Origin of the sequence: Pedobacter sp. SG908 (assembly GCF_011759615.1) — a bacterium.
Lineage (GTDB): Bacteria > Bacteroidota > Bacteroidia > Sphingobacteriales > Sphingobacteriaceae > Pedobacter > Pedobacter riviphilus.
Window position 1 is genome coordinate 231747 of record NZ_JAAOYY010000003.1, and the last position, 19025, is coordinate 250771.

The following is a 19025-nucleotide window of genomic DNA, read 5'->3' on the forward strand; positions in this document are numbered from 1 at the left end:
AGCTTTAATTCATTGACTGTAATAAATTTACTCACAACAGATATGCCTAACTTAGGAAAAATAGCACAAATTATCGGCCCAGTGGTTGACGTTAGCTTTGCTAATGATGCCCATCTACCTAAAATTTTTGATGCGTTAGAGATAACGAAAGAAAATGGACAGAAAATTGTTTTAGAAGTTCAACAACACTTAGGTGAAGACCGCGTACGTGCGATCTCGATGGACTCTACAGACGGTTTAGTTCGTGGAATGGACGTAGTTGATACTGGTGCTGCGATTAAAATGCCAGTTGGCGACCAAATTAAAGGTCGTTTATTTAATGTAGTTGGTGAAGCGATTGACGGTATCAACACAGTTGATAAAACAGACGGTCGCCCTATTCATGCAACTCCTCCTAAGTTCGAAGATTTATCTACTGAAACTGAGGTGCTTTTTACAGGTATCAAAGTAATCGATTTATTGGAGCCTTATGCAAAAGGTGGTAAAATTGGTTTATTCGGTGGTGCTGGTGTAGGTAAAACAGTATTAATTATGGAGTTGGTTAACAACATCGCTAAAGCTTATGCTGGTTTATCAGTATTCGCCGGTGTTGGCGAGCGTACTCGTGAGGGTAACGATTTACTTCGTGAGTTTATCGAATCAGGTGTAATCAACTATGGCGACGAATTCTTACACTCAATGGAAAAAGGTGGATGGGATTTGAAAGCTGTTGATACTGAAAAATTAAAAGAATCTAAAGCAACATTGGTTTTCGGACAAATGAACGAGCCTCCTGGTGCACGTGCACGTGTAGCATTATCAGGATTAACTGTTGCAGAATATTTCCGTGATGGTGATGGCGAAGGCGCTGGAAAAGACATCCTTTTCTTCGTTGATAATATCTTCCGTTTTACGCAGGCGGGTTCTGAGGTATCGGCTTTATTAGGTCGTATGCCATCTGCGGTAGGTTACCAACCAACCCTAGCAACTGAGATGGGTTTAATGCAAGAGCGTATTACTTCAACAAAACGTGGATCAATTACATCAGTACAAGCGGTATATGTACCGGCGGATGATTTAACTGACCCGGCTCCGGCAACAACTTTTGCCCACTTAGATGCAACTACGGTACTTTCGCGTAAAATTGCAGAGTTAGGTATTTATCCTGCAGTAGATCCATTAGATTCTACTTCACGTATCCTTTCTCCGGCTGTTTTAGGTGATGAACACTATAATACTGCACAACGTGTTAAAGAAACTTTACAACGTTATAAAGAATTACAGGATATCATCGCAATCTTAGGTATGGACGAATTATCTGAAGAAGATAAATTAGTTGTATCAAGAGCGCGTCGTGTTCAACGTTTCTTATCTCAACCTTTCCACGTAGCTGAGCAATTTACTGGCTTAAAAGGTGTATTGGTTGACATTAAAGATACCATCAAAGGATTTAATATGATCATGGATGGTGAAGTTGATGAGTACCCAGAAGCTGCATTTAACTTGGTTGGTAGCATTGAAGATGCAATCGAAAAAGGTAAAAAATTATTAGCAGAAGCGAACTAGTATCGAAATTTGAATATCAGGTATCAAGACTGAAAATGTAATCTTGATACTTGATATCAGCTACTTGATACTCAAATCTAAAAAAAATGAATTTAGAAATATTAACTCCAGATAAAAAAGTTTTCGAAGGTGAAGTAACAGCAGTTACGGTTCCTGGTACTTTAGGTTCTTTCCAGATTTTAAAAGACCACGCCCCTATCATCTCTACTTTAGAAGATGGAGAAGTTATTATAAAAGCAAATAAAGCCGATGAGCAACGCTTTTTTATTAAAGGCGGTGTGGTTGAAGCTATCCACAACAAAATTGTGGTTTTAGCCGAAGGTATCGCTTAGGTAAAACAATTAACTCATTTAGAAAGCCTTCTGATTTTGAAATCGGGAGGCTTTTTGTTTTATCTTTCTATTTAACAAACGCACAAACAGCCGTAGTAAATTCCTTGTTCTTTTCATAATAGAGCATGTGGGAACCATCTATCTGCGCTACCTTTTGATTCGGAAATCTGTAATTTTTATAATAATCCGGGCCAACTGCATGATCCTCCTTCCCAGTTATAATTAAAGCCGGAATGTTAATTTTACCGGTTAATAAAGCATAATCTCTAAAGTACTCAGGATAATGTTGAACCTTTGTACTATCTACCAACGGCATAAATAATGTCATTCCAAAATCCGATGTGCGCTTATAAGAACTTTCGATGCTATCCATTTTGATAATCGTATTTACATCATTGGCAATATATTTATAACCAAGGTGTGCTGTACTTAACTTTTTTCTAACCAGCGCCGCTTCATCCATTAATTTTTTAAAATCTGTTTCATTTATAGTAGTATCTTTTTTCAGCAACTGGTATCCATATTCAATTTGTTCCTTAACCTGATTTGGGTTCATAAAATGGGCTATTGTATTCGCCATGATGATGCCAGATAAATGTTCGGGATACTTCAGGGCATAATTAATTGCCAGAATGCCACCAAATGAATGACTAAGTAAGTACACTTTTTCTACGCCCAATTTTATCCGCAGTTCTTCTATATCCCTCACAATCCGGTTTAAACTATAATCTTTGGCATTTTGCGAGTGGCCAGATCCTCTTTGATCCAGATAAACCATCGTTAGGCACTTCTCCAGGTTAGCGCCGCCCATTTTTTCAAATGAAAGAAAATCCTGGCCAGGGCCTCCATGCAAATAGATACAAACCAGCCCTTTTCCTGCCACCTTAACAGATAACTTCACAGTATCAGAAGTTAAAATCGTTTGATTGCCTACCTTAAGTCGGAGTGCCGAATCCGATGAAGAACAACTGCTAAATAATCCGGTTAAAAGGATCGAAAAGATACAAATGATTTTCATAGTTATTTTTCTGACAGTAAATTACGCAACTATTTCCAATAAGTAATAAATACATATAATACCAATTGTATACCTAAATTTAAGCAGCGATTTTTCTTTGCTTTTCAACATCAAAATAGCATCAAAATTTTCAATTTTCAGCGCACGCTAAGCCATTTTAGGCAGAAAAATAGAAAATTTATAATGCAAGCATAACAAACAGACTGTATACCGTTTTGATATTTGGTCTAAGGCTATCGGCATTAAATAACTAATACAACACTAATTACGAATAATATTCCGATTAAATATTAATTTAAAGAATAATATTCCGATTTAACTTTTTTATGATTTCTCTTGCATATTAATGAACCAAAAACTAAATTGGTTTTTATAAACAATAAGATAATAATGACCTTTCAGAGCAACACATTTTCCACCTACATTACTGCAAAAGCAGCTGGCAATGTAGTGCTCTTACCTGTCATTTTACTTAACCTTCTACTCCTAAACATTTTATGGGGTAATAAGCGGACGCAGTTTAAATAGATTTTAAAAAACTAAATATACCTAAAGCGTCCCGATACAAACGGGACGCTTTTTTTAAATAACAAAACACAGTATTATGAACTTTCAATGATTAAATAAATCAAAAAACAAATGAAACAATTATTTAATCATGGCAAGCGCCATCTGACTGATGAAAAAACAATAAAATAAACAGATGAAATACTATAATTCTAATACGATTATTTACCTTGATGGACAGTTTGAAAAGGCTGTAAATAGTAGCACTGATCTTTACGGGCAGTCGCTACACTACGGCTATGCTGCTTTCGAGGGTATTAGAGCCTATAAAACACATAACGGCAACCGCATTTTCAAAGCCGCTGCACATTTTGATCGTTTAGAGCGTTCTTGCCAGTTGGCAAATATTCCATTCCCTTGGGATAAACAAGAATTAATTGCTGCAACCTATAAGTTACTTCAGTTAAACAAGCTGAAAGATGCTTATATCCGCCCTTTGGTGTTTTGCCACCCAAACATGAAATTAAACGAACCAAGTGGCGTTTCGATCTTAATCTGTGCCTGGGAATGGGATGCATATTCTGGCAACAAATTGTTAAAATTAACCGTTTCTGACTACGAAAGGCCAAATCCAAAATCGACTCCAATGGAAGCGAAATTGAGTGGAAACTATGTTAATTCGATTTTAGCTACTACAGCAGCAAATATTAAAGGTTACGATGAAGCTTTGCTTTTAGATATGCATGGTTTTGTTGCCGAGGCATCGGGGGCAAATATCTTCCTCGAAAAAGACGGAAAATTATATACCCCATCTCTAGGGAATATTTTACCAGGCATTACACGCGCAACCGTAAAAGAACTTTGCACTGTTCTGGATATTGAATGTATTGAGAAAAAACTAACGATAGAAGATCTTAAAAATGCTGACAGTGCTTTCTTATGTGGAACAGCGACCGAAATAGCAGGTATTGCCTCAATCGACGATATTGTTTATCGTCCTTTATGGAGAGAATCTATTGGTTATACCATACAACGTGCCTATAAAAACCTGGTACTAGAAAAAGTAAATTACGAAGTGATTATATAGTCAGGAACCCTGAAGTAAAAAAATAAAGAGAAAAGCAAGCAAAACAAATGACTGAAGAAATTAATCAGCACTACCCAAAAGCCTATCAACAAATTAATGGTGCAACAAAAGCATCAGGATTTGATATGGCATCTGATGTGTTGACCTGTTCTTTGCTCAGAACACTTGCTGCTACTAAACCTTCAGGTAAATTTCTGGAGCTTGGAACTGGTACAGGTTTGTCTACGTCGTGGATATTAGATGGCCTGGATGAGGCCAGTACATTAACCTCGATAGATAACGATGATAAATTTTTGGCGATTGCGAAAGATTTTCTTGGCAGCGACGATCGTTTAACCTTGGTTGATACCGATGGCGCCGAGTGGATTGAAAAAAATAAAGGAAAAAAATTCGATTACATATTTGCTGATACCTGGCATGGAAAATATTTGCTTTTAGACGAAGCAATAGCCATGCTCAATAAAGGCGGCCTTTATATCATCGATGATATGTTGCCCCAGCAAAATTGGCCTGATGGTCATCAAGATAAAGCAATAAAATTGATCAAAGATTTGGAATCCCGTGATGATCTGCAAATAACCAAACAGGTTTGGGCAACGGGAATTGTAATCGGAGTAAAAAAATAAATAACATTAAAATAGTTCTTTACTTTTTTTAAATAGTTAGTATGTTTGTGATTCAAAGGCATGAATATAAACACAAACATTATTAGCAACTTAATTATTGTCATTTCTCAAAAGAGAGGTGGAAATCGTTGCGTATAATATAAAAAATATACCATATCGAACCGCCTCTTTAAAAAGAGGCGGTTTTTTTTTGCCTCAAAAAGAAATAATTGAAAAACAACAGCATACATACAATTTAAACAATGAGCGAATTAAACAAGTACAGTAAAACATTTACACAAGACCCTACACAACCGGCAGCCCAAGCTATGCTTTACGGAATCGGATTAACTGATGCGGATATGGCTAAAGCACAGGTCGGTATTGCAAGTATGGGTTACGATGGTAACACCTGCAATATGCACCTTAACGATCTTGCTAAAGATGTGAAAAAAGGGGTCTGGAATAATGATTTAGTGGGCTTGGTTTTTAACACTATTGGAGTAAGTGATGGGATGAGCAACGGTACGGATGGTATGCGTTACTCATTGGTAAGCCGCGATGTCATTGCTGATAGCATCGAAACCATTTGTGGCGGGCAATATTATGATGGCGTCATTTCCATCCCGGGCTGTGATAAAAATATGCCGGGCGCTATTATGGCCATGGCACGTCTAAATCGCCCATCAATTATGGTTTATGGCGGTACAATTGCCCCAGGCCATTACAAAGGCGAAGAATTGAATATTGTTTCGGCTTTCGAGGCATTAGGACAAAAAATCTGCGGTAATCTTTCTGATGAAGATTATCAGGGCATTATTAAACACACTTGTCCTGGTGCAGGAGCATGCGGTGGTATGTATACCGCAAATACCATGGCATCGGCAATTGAGGCCTTAGGTATGAGTTTACCATATTCCTCTTCAAATCCAGCTATAAGCCCAGAGAAAAAACAGGAATGTTTAGATGCTGGTAAATATATTAAGGTTTTACTGGAGAAAGATATTAAACCATCAGATATCATGACGCGAAAAGCATTCGAAAATGCCATCCGTTCGATTATCGTATTAGGTGGTAGCACCAATGCTGTTTTACACTTTATCGCCATGGGTAAAGCCATCGGCGTAGAAATTACGCAGGATGATTTCCAGAAAATGAGCGATGTAACTCCGGTACTTGCCGATTTTAAACCTAGCGGAAAATATTTAATGCAGGATTTACACCAATATGGTGGTATCCCTGCTGTACTAAAATATTTATTAAATGAAGGATTATTGCATGGCGATTGCTTAACCGTAACCGGAAAAACTATGGCTGAGAATTTAGCTGATGTGAAATCGATTATGGATTATGATCAGAAAATTGTTCAAAAATTAAGCGAACCCATCAAAGCAACAGGTCACTTGCAGATTCTTTACGGAAACCTTGCAGAAAAGGGTTCTGTAGCAAAAATCAGTGGTAAAGAAGGTGAAAAATTTGAAGGACCTGCTCGTGTTTTTGATGGTGAACATGATTTAATCGCTGGGATTTCGAGCGGCCGTGTTCAACCGGGTGACGTAATCGTAATCAAAAATTCTGGCCCGGTAGGTGCACCAGGTATGCCTGAAATGTTGAAACCAACTTCAGCCATTATTGGTGCTGGTTTAGGTAAATCGGTAGCTTTAATTACCGATGGTCGCTTCTCTGGCGGTACACATGGTTTCGTGGTTGGTCACATCACACCTGAATCTTACAAAGGCGGTTTAATAGGCCTGGTAGAAGACGAAGACCGGATTTTGATCGATGCTGTAAACAATATCATCAGCCTGCAAGTCAGCGAAGAAGTGATTGCTGAGCGTAGAAAAAGATATGTACAACCAGCATTAAAAGTAACAAAAGGTGTTTTATATAAATATGCTAAAACAGTATCGGATGCAGCAAGTGGTTGCGTAACCGACGAATACTAAAATCAAAAAATCATCCCCTCGATTAATTGATTACTAAATAATAGATTATGCAAATAATTAAAAGTATTCAGAACAGGATTTATGAAATCAGGGGTGAAAGAGTAATGCTCGATTTTGATCTGGCATTGCTCTATGAAGTTGAAACTAAGGTATTAAATCAGGCAGTAAAGCGTAACATCAAGCGTTTTCCTGATGATTTTATGTTCAGGCTTACTCAGGTTGAATGGGAAAGTATCCGGTCACAAATTGTGACCGCATCGTCAGAAACGGTTGATCCATCATCACAAATTGTGATGATAAGTCAAAATAAGAGAAATGTGGGTATAACGCCTTATGCCTTTACAGAACAAGGGGTAGCCATGTTAAGCGGCGTTGTAAACAGCAACAAAGCCATTAATATGAACATTGCCATTATGAGAGCCTTTGTTGATGTTCGGAAAATTTTGCTTAAGCAGAGTAACCTTAACGAACAGTTAACAGAAATTAAAGAACGGATTGGCGAACATGATGTTCAGCTCAACGAGCTTTATGATGCAATGGAAAATTTAATAGACGAGAAAATTGCTCAATTAAAATGGAACGACAGACAAAGAATTGGGTTTAAAATTAAAGAATAGTAGAACCGCAAAAACATAACTATGGAAACTGCACAAGATACAATACAACAAAACGAGGCAAAAGCAGAAACCTCAAAAACCTTATTCAAAGGAACAGGCTCGCAGGTTTTGTTGAATGGATTAATTGAAGAAGGTGTAACCACCATTTTCGGTTATCCGGGAGGAGCAATCATGCCTATTTATGATGCTCTTTATGATTATGCTGATAAATTAGAACACATACTGGTTCGCCATGAGCAAGGTGGTATCCATGCTGCTCAGGGTTTTGCACGTGCAAGCGGCGAAGTTGGTGTTGTTTTTGCAACCAGCGGACCAGGCGCAACCAATCTGGTTACCGGTTTGGCAGATGCACAAATCGATAGTACGCCATTGGTTTGTATTACCGGGCAGGTTTTCGCTCACTTATTGGGAACAGATGCTTTCCAGGAAACAGATGTGATTAATATTACTACTCCAGTTACAAAATGGAACTATCAGGTTACTGATGCCAAAGAAATTCAAGAAGTATTGGCTAAAGCTTTTTACATCGCTAAAAGCGGCAGACCAGGTCCTGTATTGATCGATATTACCAAAAATGCACAATTGCAATTGGAAGAATTCCCTGAATATGTAAAATGCAATCACATCCGCAGTTATCGTCCGAAACCAAAAGTTAGGGTTGAATATATCGAGCAGGCAGCCGAATTAATCAATTCAGCAAAAAAACCCTTCATTTTATTTGGACAAGGTGTTATTTTGGGTAACGCTGAAGAAGAATTTAAAGCATTGATTGATAAAACAGGCATTCCAGCCGCATGGACCATTATGGGCGAAGGTGCTATCCCAACTTCACACCCATTAAATGTAGGTATGTTAGGTATGCACGGTAATTACGGACCAAACGTATTAACCAACGAAGCTGATGTAATTATTGCCATCGGTATGCGTTTTGATGATCGTGTAACCGGCCGTTTAGATAAATATGCGAAACAAGCTAAAGTAGTACACTTAGATATCGACCCTGCTGAAATTGATAAAAATGTTAAAGCAGAAGTTGGTGTTTGGGGCGACTGTAAAGAAACTTTACCCCTACTAACCAATTTAGTTAACGAAAATAAACACGAAGACTGGTTAGCCAAGTTTAGAGATTATAACCAACAGGAAATAGATCAGGTCATTACTCCGGAGCTTTATCCAACTGGTGATGAAATGACCATGGGCGAAGTATTGCGCAACATCAACGAAATTTGTGGTGGCGATGCTGTAATCGTTACCGATGTTGGTCAGCACCAAATGGTGGCCTGTCGTTATGCTAAATTCAACAATACCCGCAGCAACATTACTTCTGGTGGTTTAGGTACAATGGGCTTTGGTTTACCAGCTGCCATTGGTGCTAAATATGGTGCTCCTGATAAAACAGTTATTGCCATTATTGGTGATGGTGGTTTCCAGATGACGCCTCAGGAACTGGGTACTATTATGCAATTCGGTGCGGCAGTAAAAATTCTGATCCTGAACAACCGCTTTTTAGGTATGGTTCGTCAATGGCAACAGCTTTTTCATGATAAACGTTATTCTTTCGTGAATATCACCAGTCCTGACTTTGTTGCTTTAGCAAAATCGTACTATATCGAAGCAAGCAAAGTTGATGAACGTGCAAACTTAAGGCAGGCATTAGAAACCATGATCAACCATGAAGGTTCTTATTTATTGGAAGTAATGGTTGGTAGAGAAAACAATGTTTTCCCAATGGTTCCGCAAGGAATGAGTGTAAGCGAAATCAGGTTGAAGTAAGGTAGAGGTTTAAGGTAAAAAAGAAATTATCATGAGTACTGAAAATACAATAGGACATAAAATAGATAAAGCTGATTTGGAAGGTAAGCAAGAATATACCATTACGGTTTATGCCGAAAACCGCATTGGTTTATTAAATAGAATTGCAATTATTTTCTCTAAAAGGAAAATCAATATCGAAAGCCTTAACACCTCTCCTTCTGAGATTGATGGTATCCACCGTTTCAACATCGTGATTCACGAAAGCTATGAAGTGGTACGGAAACTGGCCCGTCAGATTGAGAAGCAAATCGAAGTATTGAAAGTTTATTTTAATACCAACGACGAGATTATCTGGCAAGAACTGGCACTGTACAAAGTTTCTACTGATGAAATTGCAGAAAAAGTAACGGTAGAGCGTTTATTAAGACAATACGGTGCAAGTGCGGTGGTAATCCGTAAAGATTATACTGTTTTTGCAGTAACTGGTCACCGAGAAGAAACTGATGCTTTGGTAAAAGCCTTAGAACCATACGAACTGATTGAATTTGTGAGATCTGCAAGAGTGGCCATTATTAAAGATAGCGCAGGATTCCACGAAAAGTTGAAAGAATTCGAGGCTTTCGAACCAGGTGAAGAATTGGTAGAAAACGAGTTTTTAGATAAAGGACAGAAGATTTTTACGATGTAAGGTAAAAGGTAGAGCGTGTAAGGTTGAAGGCAAAAATACAATGCTCAGCGATCTTTGCGAAAAATGTTTGCGCTCTTTGCGGTTAAAAATCAAAGAAATATGAAATGCAATAAAGCAATACCGATTTTAAGAATGTTCGATTACGATAAGGCAGTTGAATTTTATATAAACTGGCTAGGCTTTAAAATAGACTGGGAGCATACTTTTGAAAAAAATACCCCAGTTTACATGCAGATTTCCTTACATGGTATCGAATTACACTTAAGTGAACACCATGGAGATTGTTCGCCGGGTGCACATATTCATATCGATTGTACAGGTTTAAAAGCATTTCATAAAGAAATTATAGATAAAAAGTACAAGTACAACAGACCAGGTTTGGAGAAAACTTTTTACGGAACCTGGGCGGTAACCGTAAACGATCCCTTCTTTAACAAGATTACATTTAACGAAGAATTAACCGAAGCTGAAAAACAAAACGATAATTAGATAGATACGAAGTATAACATGATAAACCCGATATTTGATTTTATAATAAACTCACGCAAGGCATTTATTAAGTTAGTGGATGGCTTAGCAATCGAAGAATTGAATAAAATTCCTGATGGTTATAACAATAACATCATCTGGAACTTTGGCCATATTGTAGTGAGCACCCAAACACTTTGTTATGTTCGTACAGGGGTATTACAAGACGCTGCTTCTGTAAAGTTTAACGAGTATTATAAAAAGGATACAAAACCTTCTTATATAGTAACGGAAGAAGAAGTAGCAGAATTGAAGACCATCGCATTAGAGAGCATTGAAAGAATAAAAGAAGATTATGCAAATGGAAAATTTTCGAGCACCACGCCCTTTTTAACAGCAACCTACGGTGTACAGTTGAATAGTATTGAAGAGATACTGATTACTACCATCGGACATGATAATGTGCACTTTGGCTACGCCTCTGCTTTAAAGAAACAGGTATAAGGTAAAAAGAAAGAATCGGTAAAATCACTAAATCAGTGCAATCAAACCGAAGGAAAGAAAATATAAACCCGATAATTAAATAGAAATTAACCAATAAAAAACAATGGCAAATTATTTTAACACATTACCTCTTAGAGAAAAATTAAACCAATTAGGTGTTTGCGACTTCATGGACAGTTCTGAATTTTTAGATGGCGTTAGCGCACTAAAAGGCAAAAAACTGGTAATTGTAGGTTGCGGTGCACAAGGCTTAAACCAAGGTTTAAATCTAAGAGATAGTGGTTTAGATGTAAGCTACACTTTACGTAAGGAAGCAATTGAAGGCAAACGTGATTCGTGGAAGAATGCAACTGAAAACAATTTCGCAGTTGGTACTTACGAAGAATTAATTCCGAATGCAGATGTAGTGATCAACCTTACTCCTGATAAACAACATACCGCTGTTGTAAACGCAATTATGCCTTTAATGAAAGAAGGTGCTACTTTATTATATTCTCACGGTTTCAATATCGTAGAAGAAGGTATGCAGATCCGTAAAGATTTAACTGTGATTATGGTTGCACCTAAATGCCCAGGTAGCGAGGTTAGAGCAGAATATGTGCGTGGTTTTGGTGTTCCTACCTTAATTGCAGTTCACCCTGAAAATGATCCTCAAGGTAAAGGATTGGCGCAAGCAAAAGCATATTGCGCTGGTACAGGCGGTCACAGAGCTGGGGTATTAAAATCATCTTTCGTAGCTGAAGTAAAGTCTGATTTAATGGGCGAGCAAACCATCCTTTGTGGTTTATTGCAAACAGGTTCTATCCTATCTTTCGATAAAATGGTAGAAAAAGGAATCGACGCGGGTTATGCTTCTAAATTGGTTCAATATGGTGTTGAGGTAATTACCGAAGCCCTAAAACAAGGTGGTATTACGGCCATGATGGATAGATTAAGCAATGTAGCTAAAATCAAAGCTTTCGAAATTTCGGAAGAATTGAAAGACATTATGCGTCCGTTGTTCCAAAAACACCAGGATGATATTATGAGTGGCGAATTTAGCCGTATCATGATGGAAGATTGGGCAAATGGTGATAAAAACCTATTGGCTTGGAGAGCTGAAACCGGCGAAACTGCTTTCGAAAAAACACCTGCAGGTGATGTTAAAATCGGTGAGCAAGAATATTTCGATAATTATACTTTGATGGTTGCTTTTGTTCGTGCTGGTGTTGAGCTGGCTTTCGAAACAATGGTACAGGCTGGTATTAAACCAGAATCGGCTTACTACGAATCGCTACATGAAACACCACTTATTGCCAATACCATTGCCCGTAAGAAATTGTTCGAAATGAACCGTGTAATTTCTGATACTGCAGAATATGGTTGCTATTTATTCGATCAGGCCTGTAAACCACTTTTAGGCGATTTCATGAAAAAAGTAGATACTGATTTAGTTGGTAAAAACTTCAACGAAGGTAAAGATGGCGCTGTTGACAACAGACAATTAATTGATGTTAATGAGGCTATCCGCTCTCACCAGGTAGAACAAATTGGAGCAACCTTGCGTAAAGCAATGACAGCAATGAAGGCGATTAAAACAGCATAGAAACAAAAAGAATGTCATCCTGAGCCTGTCGAAGGAATTCTTCTCGTTTTCTATAACGGGAAAGTCTTCGACAAGCTCAGACTGACAAACATTAAATAATAACAAAATGTCAAAAACATTAGTAGAAAAAATTTGGGATGCTCACGTTGTAAAAAGTGAAGAAGGATTTCCTGATATTTTATACATTGATACACACTTAATACACGAGGTAACCTCTCCGCAGGCATTTGATGGTTTGCGTAAGAGAGGCTTACCTGTTTTTCGTCCTAAACAGACTGTAGCAACAGCCGATCATAACGTACCTACACTAAATCAATTATTACCAATTAAAGAGGAGCTTTCGCGCTATCAGGTAGATATGTTAACAAAAAACTGTGCAGAATTCGGTATAGAACTGTATGGCTTAGGGCATCCTTTTCAAGGCATTGTACATGTTATCGGCCCTGAGCTGGGTATCACTTTACCTGGTAAAACAATGGTTTGTGGCGATAGTCATACCTCAACCCATGGTGCCTTTGGTGCTATAGCTTTTGGTATCGGTACTTCACAGGTAGAGCAGGTTTTCGCAACCCAATGTTTATTGCAGTCGAAACCTAAAACCATGAAAATCGAGGTAAATGGCGAACTTGGAAAGGGTGTTGGCGCAAAAGATATTATCTTATATATTATTGCCAAAATTTCTGCAGCAGGTGGTACAGGTTATTTTATCGAATATGCAGGTTCGGCAATTGAGGCTTTAAGTATGGAAGCCCGGATGACCATCTGTAATATGAGTATCGAAATGGGCGCACGCGGTGGCTTAATTGCACCAGACCAAACCACTTTCGATTACATTAAAGGAAGAGAATTTGCTCCTGCTGGCGAAGAGTGGGATAAAGCTTTAGCTTATTGGAAAACATTATATAGCGATGCTGACGCGAAATTCGATAGTGTTTTAACTTTCGATGCGGCAGATATCGCACCTATGATTACCTATGGTACCAACCCTGGAATGGGCATGGGTATCCAAGAACACATTCCGGCAACTGGTGCACAACCAGAAAAAGAAAAACTCTCGTACCAGAAAGCGTTAGATTATATGGGCTTTGATGATGATTCTTCATTAATCGGAAAACCAGTTGATTATGTGTTCATCGGAAGCTGTACCAACTCACGCATTGAAGATTTACGCGAAGTTGCCGATTTTGTTAAGGGTAAAAGCAAAGCCGATAACGTTACCGTTTGGATTGTTCCAGGTTCGAAACAGGTTGAGCAACAAGCTAAAAACGAAGGTTTGGATAAAATTTTCGAAGCCGCTGGTTTCCAATTACGCGAACCGGGCTGTAGTGCCTGTTTAGGAATGAACGAAGATAAAATCCCAGCAGGTAAATATTGTGTATCTACATCAAACAGAAACTTTGAAGGTAGACAAGGACAAAATGCACGTACTTTATTAGCCAGTCCACTTACCGCCGCAGCTGCTGCAGTAACCGGAAAAATTACCGATGTAAGGGATTTGCTGGAGAAGGTTTAAGGTAAAAACTAAATGCCAAGCCTAATCGTCATTGCGAGGCACGAAGCAATCTTAATGCGATTGCAAGCTAAGTAGATTACTTCACAATGACGGATAATAAACATATGATACTAGAAGTTGCCGTATTAAATGTAAAAGCTGGATTATCGGCTGATTTTGAAAAAGCTTTTAGCGAAGCCCAAAAAATCATTTCTACAATGGAAGGTTACATTTCGCATCAGCTTCAAAAATGTGTAGAGGTAGAAAATAAATACATCTTGCTTGTAAACTGGAAAACTTTGGAGGCACATACCGAAGGTTTCCGGGGATCAGCAGCATACCGGGATTGGAAAAAGTTATTACATCACTTTTATGATCCTTTCCCAACAGTTGAACACTTTGAGATGGTAGAGGGTTGTAGGGCTTAAGGCGGTGGGTAAAAACTTAAAGCATAAAATTACCCCCATTAAGCAAAAGGCTTAAAAAAATAAGATAAAAAGTGGAATACAAGTCTCGCTACTTGGTACTCCCTACTTGATACTAATTGACATGAAAAAATTCACAAAATTAACATCGGCAGTAGTGCCTTTAAATATAGAAAACATCGATACCGACCAGATTATCCCTGCGCGGTTTCTAAAAGCGACTACGCGTGAGGGCTTTGGCGAAAATTTGTTCCGCGATTGGCGTTATGAGAACGATAACCAGCCTAAAGCCGATTTCGTGATGAATAATCCAACTTACGGTGGTCGGGTATTAGTTGCAGGAAAAAACTTTGGTTGCGGAAGTAGTCGTGAGCATGCAGCTTGGGCCATTCAAGATGCCGGTTTTGATGCAGTAATTAGCAGCTTCTTTGCCGATATTTTTAAAGGAAATGCCTTGAATAACGGTTTATTACCAATCCAGGTAAGTGACGAGTTCTTGGCGCAGATTTTCAAAGCGGTTAACAACAATCCAAAATCGGCCTTAGAAGTTGATTTAGAAAACCAAACGGTTACCATTGTAGAAACTGGTGCTCAAGAATCATTTGAAATCAATCCATACAAAAAATCGTGTTTAATAAATGGTTATGATGATATCGATTTCATCTTGAACCAAAAACAATTAATTGAAGCATTCGAACAAGCAAAGTAATGTTTAAACCATTCCTTCACATACAGGATTTAAACTTAAGTTACCACAACAAAGTGGTGCTCAGGGATTTGTATTGGGAAATAAATATTGGCGAAAGCTATGTAATTGCTGGACAAAGCGGAACAGGAAAAACATCGCTGGGCAAAGCTATTGCAGGCCTGATTCCATATCAGGGAAGTATAGAAATTGATTTCGATCAATTGAGCAAGCTTCCACAAGAGGCCTTTTACGTAGAAAGCTGGTATCAGTTTAAAAACCTAGAAGGAGTTGCCAATTTTTATTACCAACAACGTTATACCAGCCAGCAAGCAAAAGAAACTTTAACGGTTCATGCCGAATTGGTTAGTTATGGCAAAGAAAAAGGCCTTCACTTCGATCAGGTTGAACCTATTTTAGAGGCCTTAGGCTTTGCTACTTTTGCCAGTTCACAACTAATCGAATTATCAAGCGGCGAACATAAAAAGCTGCAGCTGGTTAAAGCCCTATGGTTAAAACCTCAGTTGTTGATTATTGATCAGCCCTATACCGGTTTAGATGCAGCTTCGCGCAAGAACCTGAACATTTTGTTGGATCAGATTGCAGAAGAAGGCGTTCAATTGCTCTTAATCTGTAATGATACCGAACTACCAAGTTGCATTGGTTCTTTTGCTGAAATAAAAAATGGACAATTGGTTAAAGTAGATGCATTAGAAACGTCTGCTAGTACCGAAAGCCATTTGAGAGAAATTCCGGATTTCTTAAAAGAGTCGCCCGTTTACAGTTCTCAGAACATTGTTAAAATGGTTAACGTAAATATTAGCTATGGCGAAAAACAGGTACTGAAGAATATCAACTGGGAAGTAAAGGCTGGAGAAAAATGGCTTTTACAAGGCCCCAACGGATCGGGGAAATCAACATTACTGAGTTTAGTGAATGGCGATCACCCGCAATCTTACGCCAATGAGCTTTATTTATTCGGTAACAGACGCGGAAGTGGCGAAAGCATTTGGGATATTAAACAGCATATCGGTTTAATCTCGCCTGAGTTTCATTGGTATTTCGCCCCTACTGCTACCGTTTGGCAAAGCATTGCCTCGGGCTTTTATGATACAGTAGGACTTTTCCAACAGCTGCCTTATACCAAAAGTACACAGGTAGATAAACTGGTGGAATACTTTGGCCTAACTGAAAATAAAAATGAATTATTAACCGCACTTCCACTCGGTAAACAACGATTGGTATTATTAGCGCGAACAATTATAAAAAATCCCGAACTATTAATTCTGGATGAACCTTGCCAGGGTTTAGACCAACAGCAAACAAAACATTTTAACCAATTGGTTGATGAACTGTGCAGCAATGGGATGACCCTGATTTATGTTGGCCATTTTGAATCGCAGCTGCCAACCTGCATTGAAAAAAGAATATTGTTAGAAAAAGGCGAAGTAAAAGTCGTCGAAACTATACTAGAAAACGTTTAGTACAATGAAGAAGAACATTTTAGTAATACCTGGAGATGGTATTGGACCCGAAGTTACCACTTGGGGAAAAGCAGCATTAGAAAAAATTGGCGAAATTTTCGGACATGAGTTTACATTCGAAGAAGCTTTAATGGGCCACGCAGCTATTGAAGTTACCGGAGAGCCTTTGCCTGATGAAACTTTAGAAAAAGCAAGACAAAGTGATGCTATCCTTTTTGGAGCAATCGGTCACGCCAAATATGACAACGACCCTAGTTTAAAAGTTAGACCAGAACAAGGTCTGCTGAAAATCCGTAAGGAACTGGGTTTATTTGCCAACCTCCGCCCGATATTACTATTTGACGAACTTCTTCAGGCATCGAGTATTAAACCAGAAATTTTAAGGGGAACCGATATTTTGTTCTTCCGCGAATTAACTGGCGATGTTTACTTTGGTGAAAAAACGCGCTCCGAAGACCGTAATACCGCTTCGGATTTAATGATTTATCACCGTTATGAAGTAGAACGTATTGCGCATAAAGCTTACCAGGCCGCACAGCAACGTAACAAAAGATTGTGTTCGGTAGATAAAGCAAATGTTTTAGAAAGTTCTCGCTTATGGCGCGAAACCGTTCAGGAAATTGCAAAACAATATCCTGATGTAGAAACAGAGCACATGTTTATCGATAATGCAGCCATGCAGTTGATCAAAAACCCTAAAAAATTCGATGTGGTTTTAACCGCCAATTTATTTGGTGATATTTTGACAGATGAAGCTTCGCAGATTGCAGGTTCAATGGGTATGCTCGCTTCCGCATCTGTTGGCGAAAGCACAGGTTTCTTCGAACCGATCCACGGTTCTGCACACGATATTGCTGGCAAAGATTTAGCCAATCCATTGGCTTCTATCCTATCGGCAGCATTAATGTTGGAAATTGGATTCGGACTAAAAGAAGAAGCCAAATTATTGGTTGATACTATCGACCAGGTATTGAAAGAAGGTTTTAGAACACACGATATTGCCGACCAAAATACAAACCGGTTTAAAGTTTTAGGCACAGCCGAAATGGGCAAATTGGTTCTTAAATTCTTATCACAAAAATTAATCACTTCCTAAACTTAAGATTATGATTCACGACCCAAACAAAGTTTATATTTTCGACACGACATTGCGTGACGGCGAGCAGGTTCCAGGCTGCCAGTTAGATACAAACCAAAAAGTAGAAATCGCTAAATCACTTGAGCTTTTAGGTGTTGATGTGATTGAAGCAGGTTTCCCGGTATCTAGTCCCGGAGATTTTAACAGTGTAATTGAATTATCAAAAGCGGTTACCAACCCGATTATCTGCGCTTTAACCCGTGCAAATAAAAACGATATCGATGTTGCTGCAGATGCTTTACGTTATGCAAAAAGACCTCGTATTCACACAGGAATTGGCTCATCCGATTTTCACATAAAACATAAATTTAACAGTACCCGTGAAGAAATTTTAGAACGTGCTGTTGAAGCCGTAAGGTATTCGAAAAAATTTGTTGAGGATGTGGAGTTTTATGCTGAAGATGCCGGCCGTGCCGACATCGAATTTTTAGCCAAAATGGTTGAGGCGGTAATTGCTGCCGGTGCAACTGTGGTAAATATTCCAGATACCAATGGCTATTGTTTACCAGACCAATATGGTTCGAAAATTCTTTATTTAAAAGAAAACGTAAAAAATATCGATAAAGCCATTATTTCGGTGCATTGCCACAACGATTTAGGCTTGGCTACAGCGAATTCTATCGCAGGCTTACAGAATGGTGCACGCCAGGTAGAATGTACCATTAACGGTATCGGTGAGCGCGCAGGCAATACATCTATGGAAGAAGTCGTCATGATTTTAAAAACGCATAAGGTTTTAGGTTTAAATACCCAGATTGATGCGACACGTTTTTACGAAATGAGCCATATGGTGCGCAACCAGATGAACATGCCGGTACAACCAAATAAAGCAATTGTTGGTGGAAATGCATTTTCTCACAGCTCAGGTATTCATCAGGATGGTTTCTTAAAAAACCGCGAAAACTATGAAATTATTAAACCAGAAGATGTTGGTTTCCCTGATGCTACAATTGTATTAACAGCAAGAAGTGGCCGCCACGCTTTAAAACACCATTTAGACCGCTTAGGCCATAAATTGGAAAAAGACCATTTAGATATTGTTTACAAACAGTTTCTAGTTTTGGCCGACAGCAAACAAGGTATTAACGACCATGATTTAAATCAATTGGTTGCTTTACATTTAGCTTAATGCGGTTAGGGTTTA

Annotated in this window: 18 protein-coding genes; 17 read left to right on the plus strand and 1 reads right to left on the minus strand. The window is 38.5% G+C overall.

Annotated features, from left to right (window positions below):
• Window positions 1–42 precede the first annotated feature (42 nt).
• Both atpD and atpC read left to right on the plus strand, forming a co-directional pair.
• Entirely contained in the window at window positions 43–1545 is a 1503-nt protein-coding gene (gene atpD / locus FHT21_RS21660; RefSeq protein ID WP_029276465.1) for a F0F1 ATP synthase subunit beta, read from the plus strand.
• 86 nt (window positions 1546–1631) lie between these two features.
• On the plus strand, window positions 1632–1877 hold the full coding sequence (atpC, locus tag FHT21_RS21665) for an ATP synthase F1 subunit epsilon (protein ID WP_055912620.1): 246 nt from the start codon (window positions 1632–1634) through the stop codon (window positions 1875–1877).
• 67 nt (window positions 1878–1944) lie between these two features.
• Here the strand turns inward: atpC and FHT21_RS21670 are convergent, their stop codons facing one another.
• Window positions 1945–2895: an alpha/beta hydrolase gene (locus FHT21_RS21670; protein WP_167296825.1), complete on the minus strand. Its 951-nt coding sequence runs from the start codon at window positions 2893–2895 to the stop codon at window positions 1945–1947.
• A gap of 703 nt (window positions 2896–3598) precedes the next feature.
• Here FHT21_RS21670 and ilvE point away from each other — a divergent pair.
• The 15 genes from ilvE (at window position 3599) to FHT21_RS21745 (ending at window position 19010) form a co-directional block, all read left to right on the plus strand.
• Window positions 3599–4489 (plus strand): branched-chain-amino-acid transaminase, encoded by an 891-nt coding sequence (ilvE, locus tag FHT21_RS21675; protein ID WP_167296826.1) that lies wholly within the window; start codon window positions 3599–3601, stop codon window positions 4487–4489.
• A 47-nt stretch (window positions 4490–4536) separates the two neighbouring features.
• Complete coding sequence (locus FHT21_RS21680; RefSeq protein ID WP_167296827.1) at window positions 4537–5115, plus strand: class I SAM-dependent methyltransferase; 579 nt, start codon at window positions 4537–4539, stop codon at window positions 5113–5115.
• A gap of 242 nt (window positions 5116–5357) precedes the next feature.
• Complete coding sequence (gene ilvD, locus FHT21_RS21685; protein ID WP_167296828.1) at window positions 5358–7040, plus strand: dihydroxy-acid dehydratase; 1683 nt, start codon at window positions 5358–5360, stop codon at window positions 7038–7040.
• Window positions 7041–7087: 47 nt separating this feature from the next.
• Window positions 7088–7657, plus strand: a complete 570-nt coding sequence (locus tag FHT21_RS21690; RefSeq protein ID WP_167296829.1) for an ORF6N domain-containing protein — start codon at window positions 7088–7090, stop codon at window positions 7655–7657.
• Between the two features lie 21 nt (window positions 7658–7678).
• Window positions 7679–9430: a biosynthetic-type acetolactate synthase large subunit gene (gene ilvB / locus FHT21_RS21695; protein ID WP_167296830.1), complete on the plus strand. Its 1752-nt coding sequence runs from the start codon at window positions 7679–7681 to the stop codon at window positions 9428–9430.
• Window positions 9431–9461: 31 nt separating this feature from the next.
• Window positions 9462–10100 (plus strand): acetolactate synthase small subunit, encoded by a 639-nt coding sequence (gene ilvN / locus FHT21_RS21700; protein WP_167296831.1) that lies wholly within the window; start codon window positions 9462–9464, stop codon window positions 10098–10100.
• 99 nt (window positions 10101–10199) lie between these two features.
• Entirely contained in the window at window positions 10200–10589 is a 390-nt protein-coding gene (locus tag FHT21_RS21705; RefSeq protein WP_167296832.1) for a glyoxalase superfamily protein, read from the plus strand.
• A gap of 18 nt (window positions 10590–10607) precedes the next feature.
• Window positions 10608–11072: a DinB family protein gene (locus FHT21_RS21710; protein ID WP_167296833.1), complete on the plus strand. Its 465-nt coding sequence runs from the start codon at window positions 10608–10610 to the stop codon at window positions 11070–11072.
• A gap of 103 nt (window positions 11073–11175) precedes the next feature.
• Window positions 11176–12657: a ketol-acid reductoisomerase gene (ilvC, locus tag FHT21_RS21715; protein ID WP_167296834.1), complete on the plus strand. Its 1482-nt coding sequence runs from the start codon at window positions 11176–11178 to the stop codon at window positions 12655–12657.
• A gap of 106 nt (window positions 12658–12763) precedes the next feature.
• Complete coding sequence (gene leuC / locus FHT21_RS21720; protein WP_167296835.1) at window positions 12764–14170, plus strand: 3-isopropylmalate dehydratase large subunit; 1407 nt, start codon at window positions 12764–12766, stop codon at window positions 14168–14170.
• 104 nt (window positions 14171–14274) lie between these two features.
• Entirely contained in the window at window positions 14275–14577 is a 303-nt protein-coding gene (locus FHT21_RS21725; protein WP_167296836.1) for an antibiotic biosynthesis monooxygenase, read from the plus strand.
• Between the two features lie 121 nt (window positions 14578–14698).
• Entirely contained in the window at window positions 14699–15283 is a 585-nt protein-coding gene (gene leuD / locus FHT21_RS21730; protein ID WP_167296837.1) for a 3-isopropylmalate dehydratase small subunit, read from the plus strand.
• The gene (locus FHT21_RS21735) at window positions 15283–16743 is read left to right on the plus strand and encodes an ATP-binding cassette domain-containing protein (protein ID WP_167296838.1); all 1461 of its coding nucleotides are present in this window, start codon (window positions 15283–15285) and stop codon (window positions 16741–16743) included. Before leuD ends, FHT21_RS21735 begins: the two co-directional genes overlap by 1 nt.
• 4 nt (window positions 16744–16747) lie before the next feature.
• A complete protein-coding gene (gene leuB, locus FHT21_RS21740; protein ID WP_167296839.1) occupies window positions 16748–17839 on the plus strand; it encodes a 3-isopropylmalate dehydrogenase in 1092 nt (363 codons plus the stop codon).
• A gap of 10 nt (window positions 17840–17849) precedes the next feature.
• Window positions 17850–19010: a 2-isopropylmalate synthase gene (locus FHT21_RS21745; RefSeq protein ID WP_147224933.1), complete on the plus strand. Its 1161-nt coding sequence runs from the start codon at window positions 17850–17852 to the stop codon at window positions 19008–19010.
• The last annotated feature ends 15 nt before the right edge of the window (window positions 19011–19025 follow it).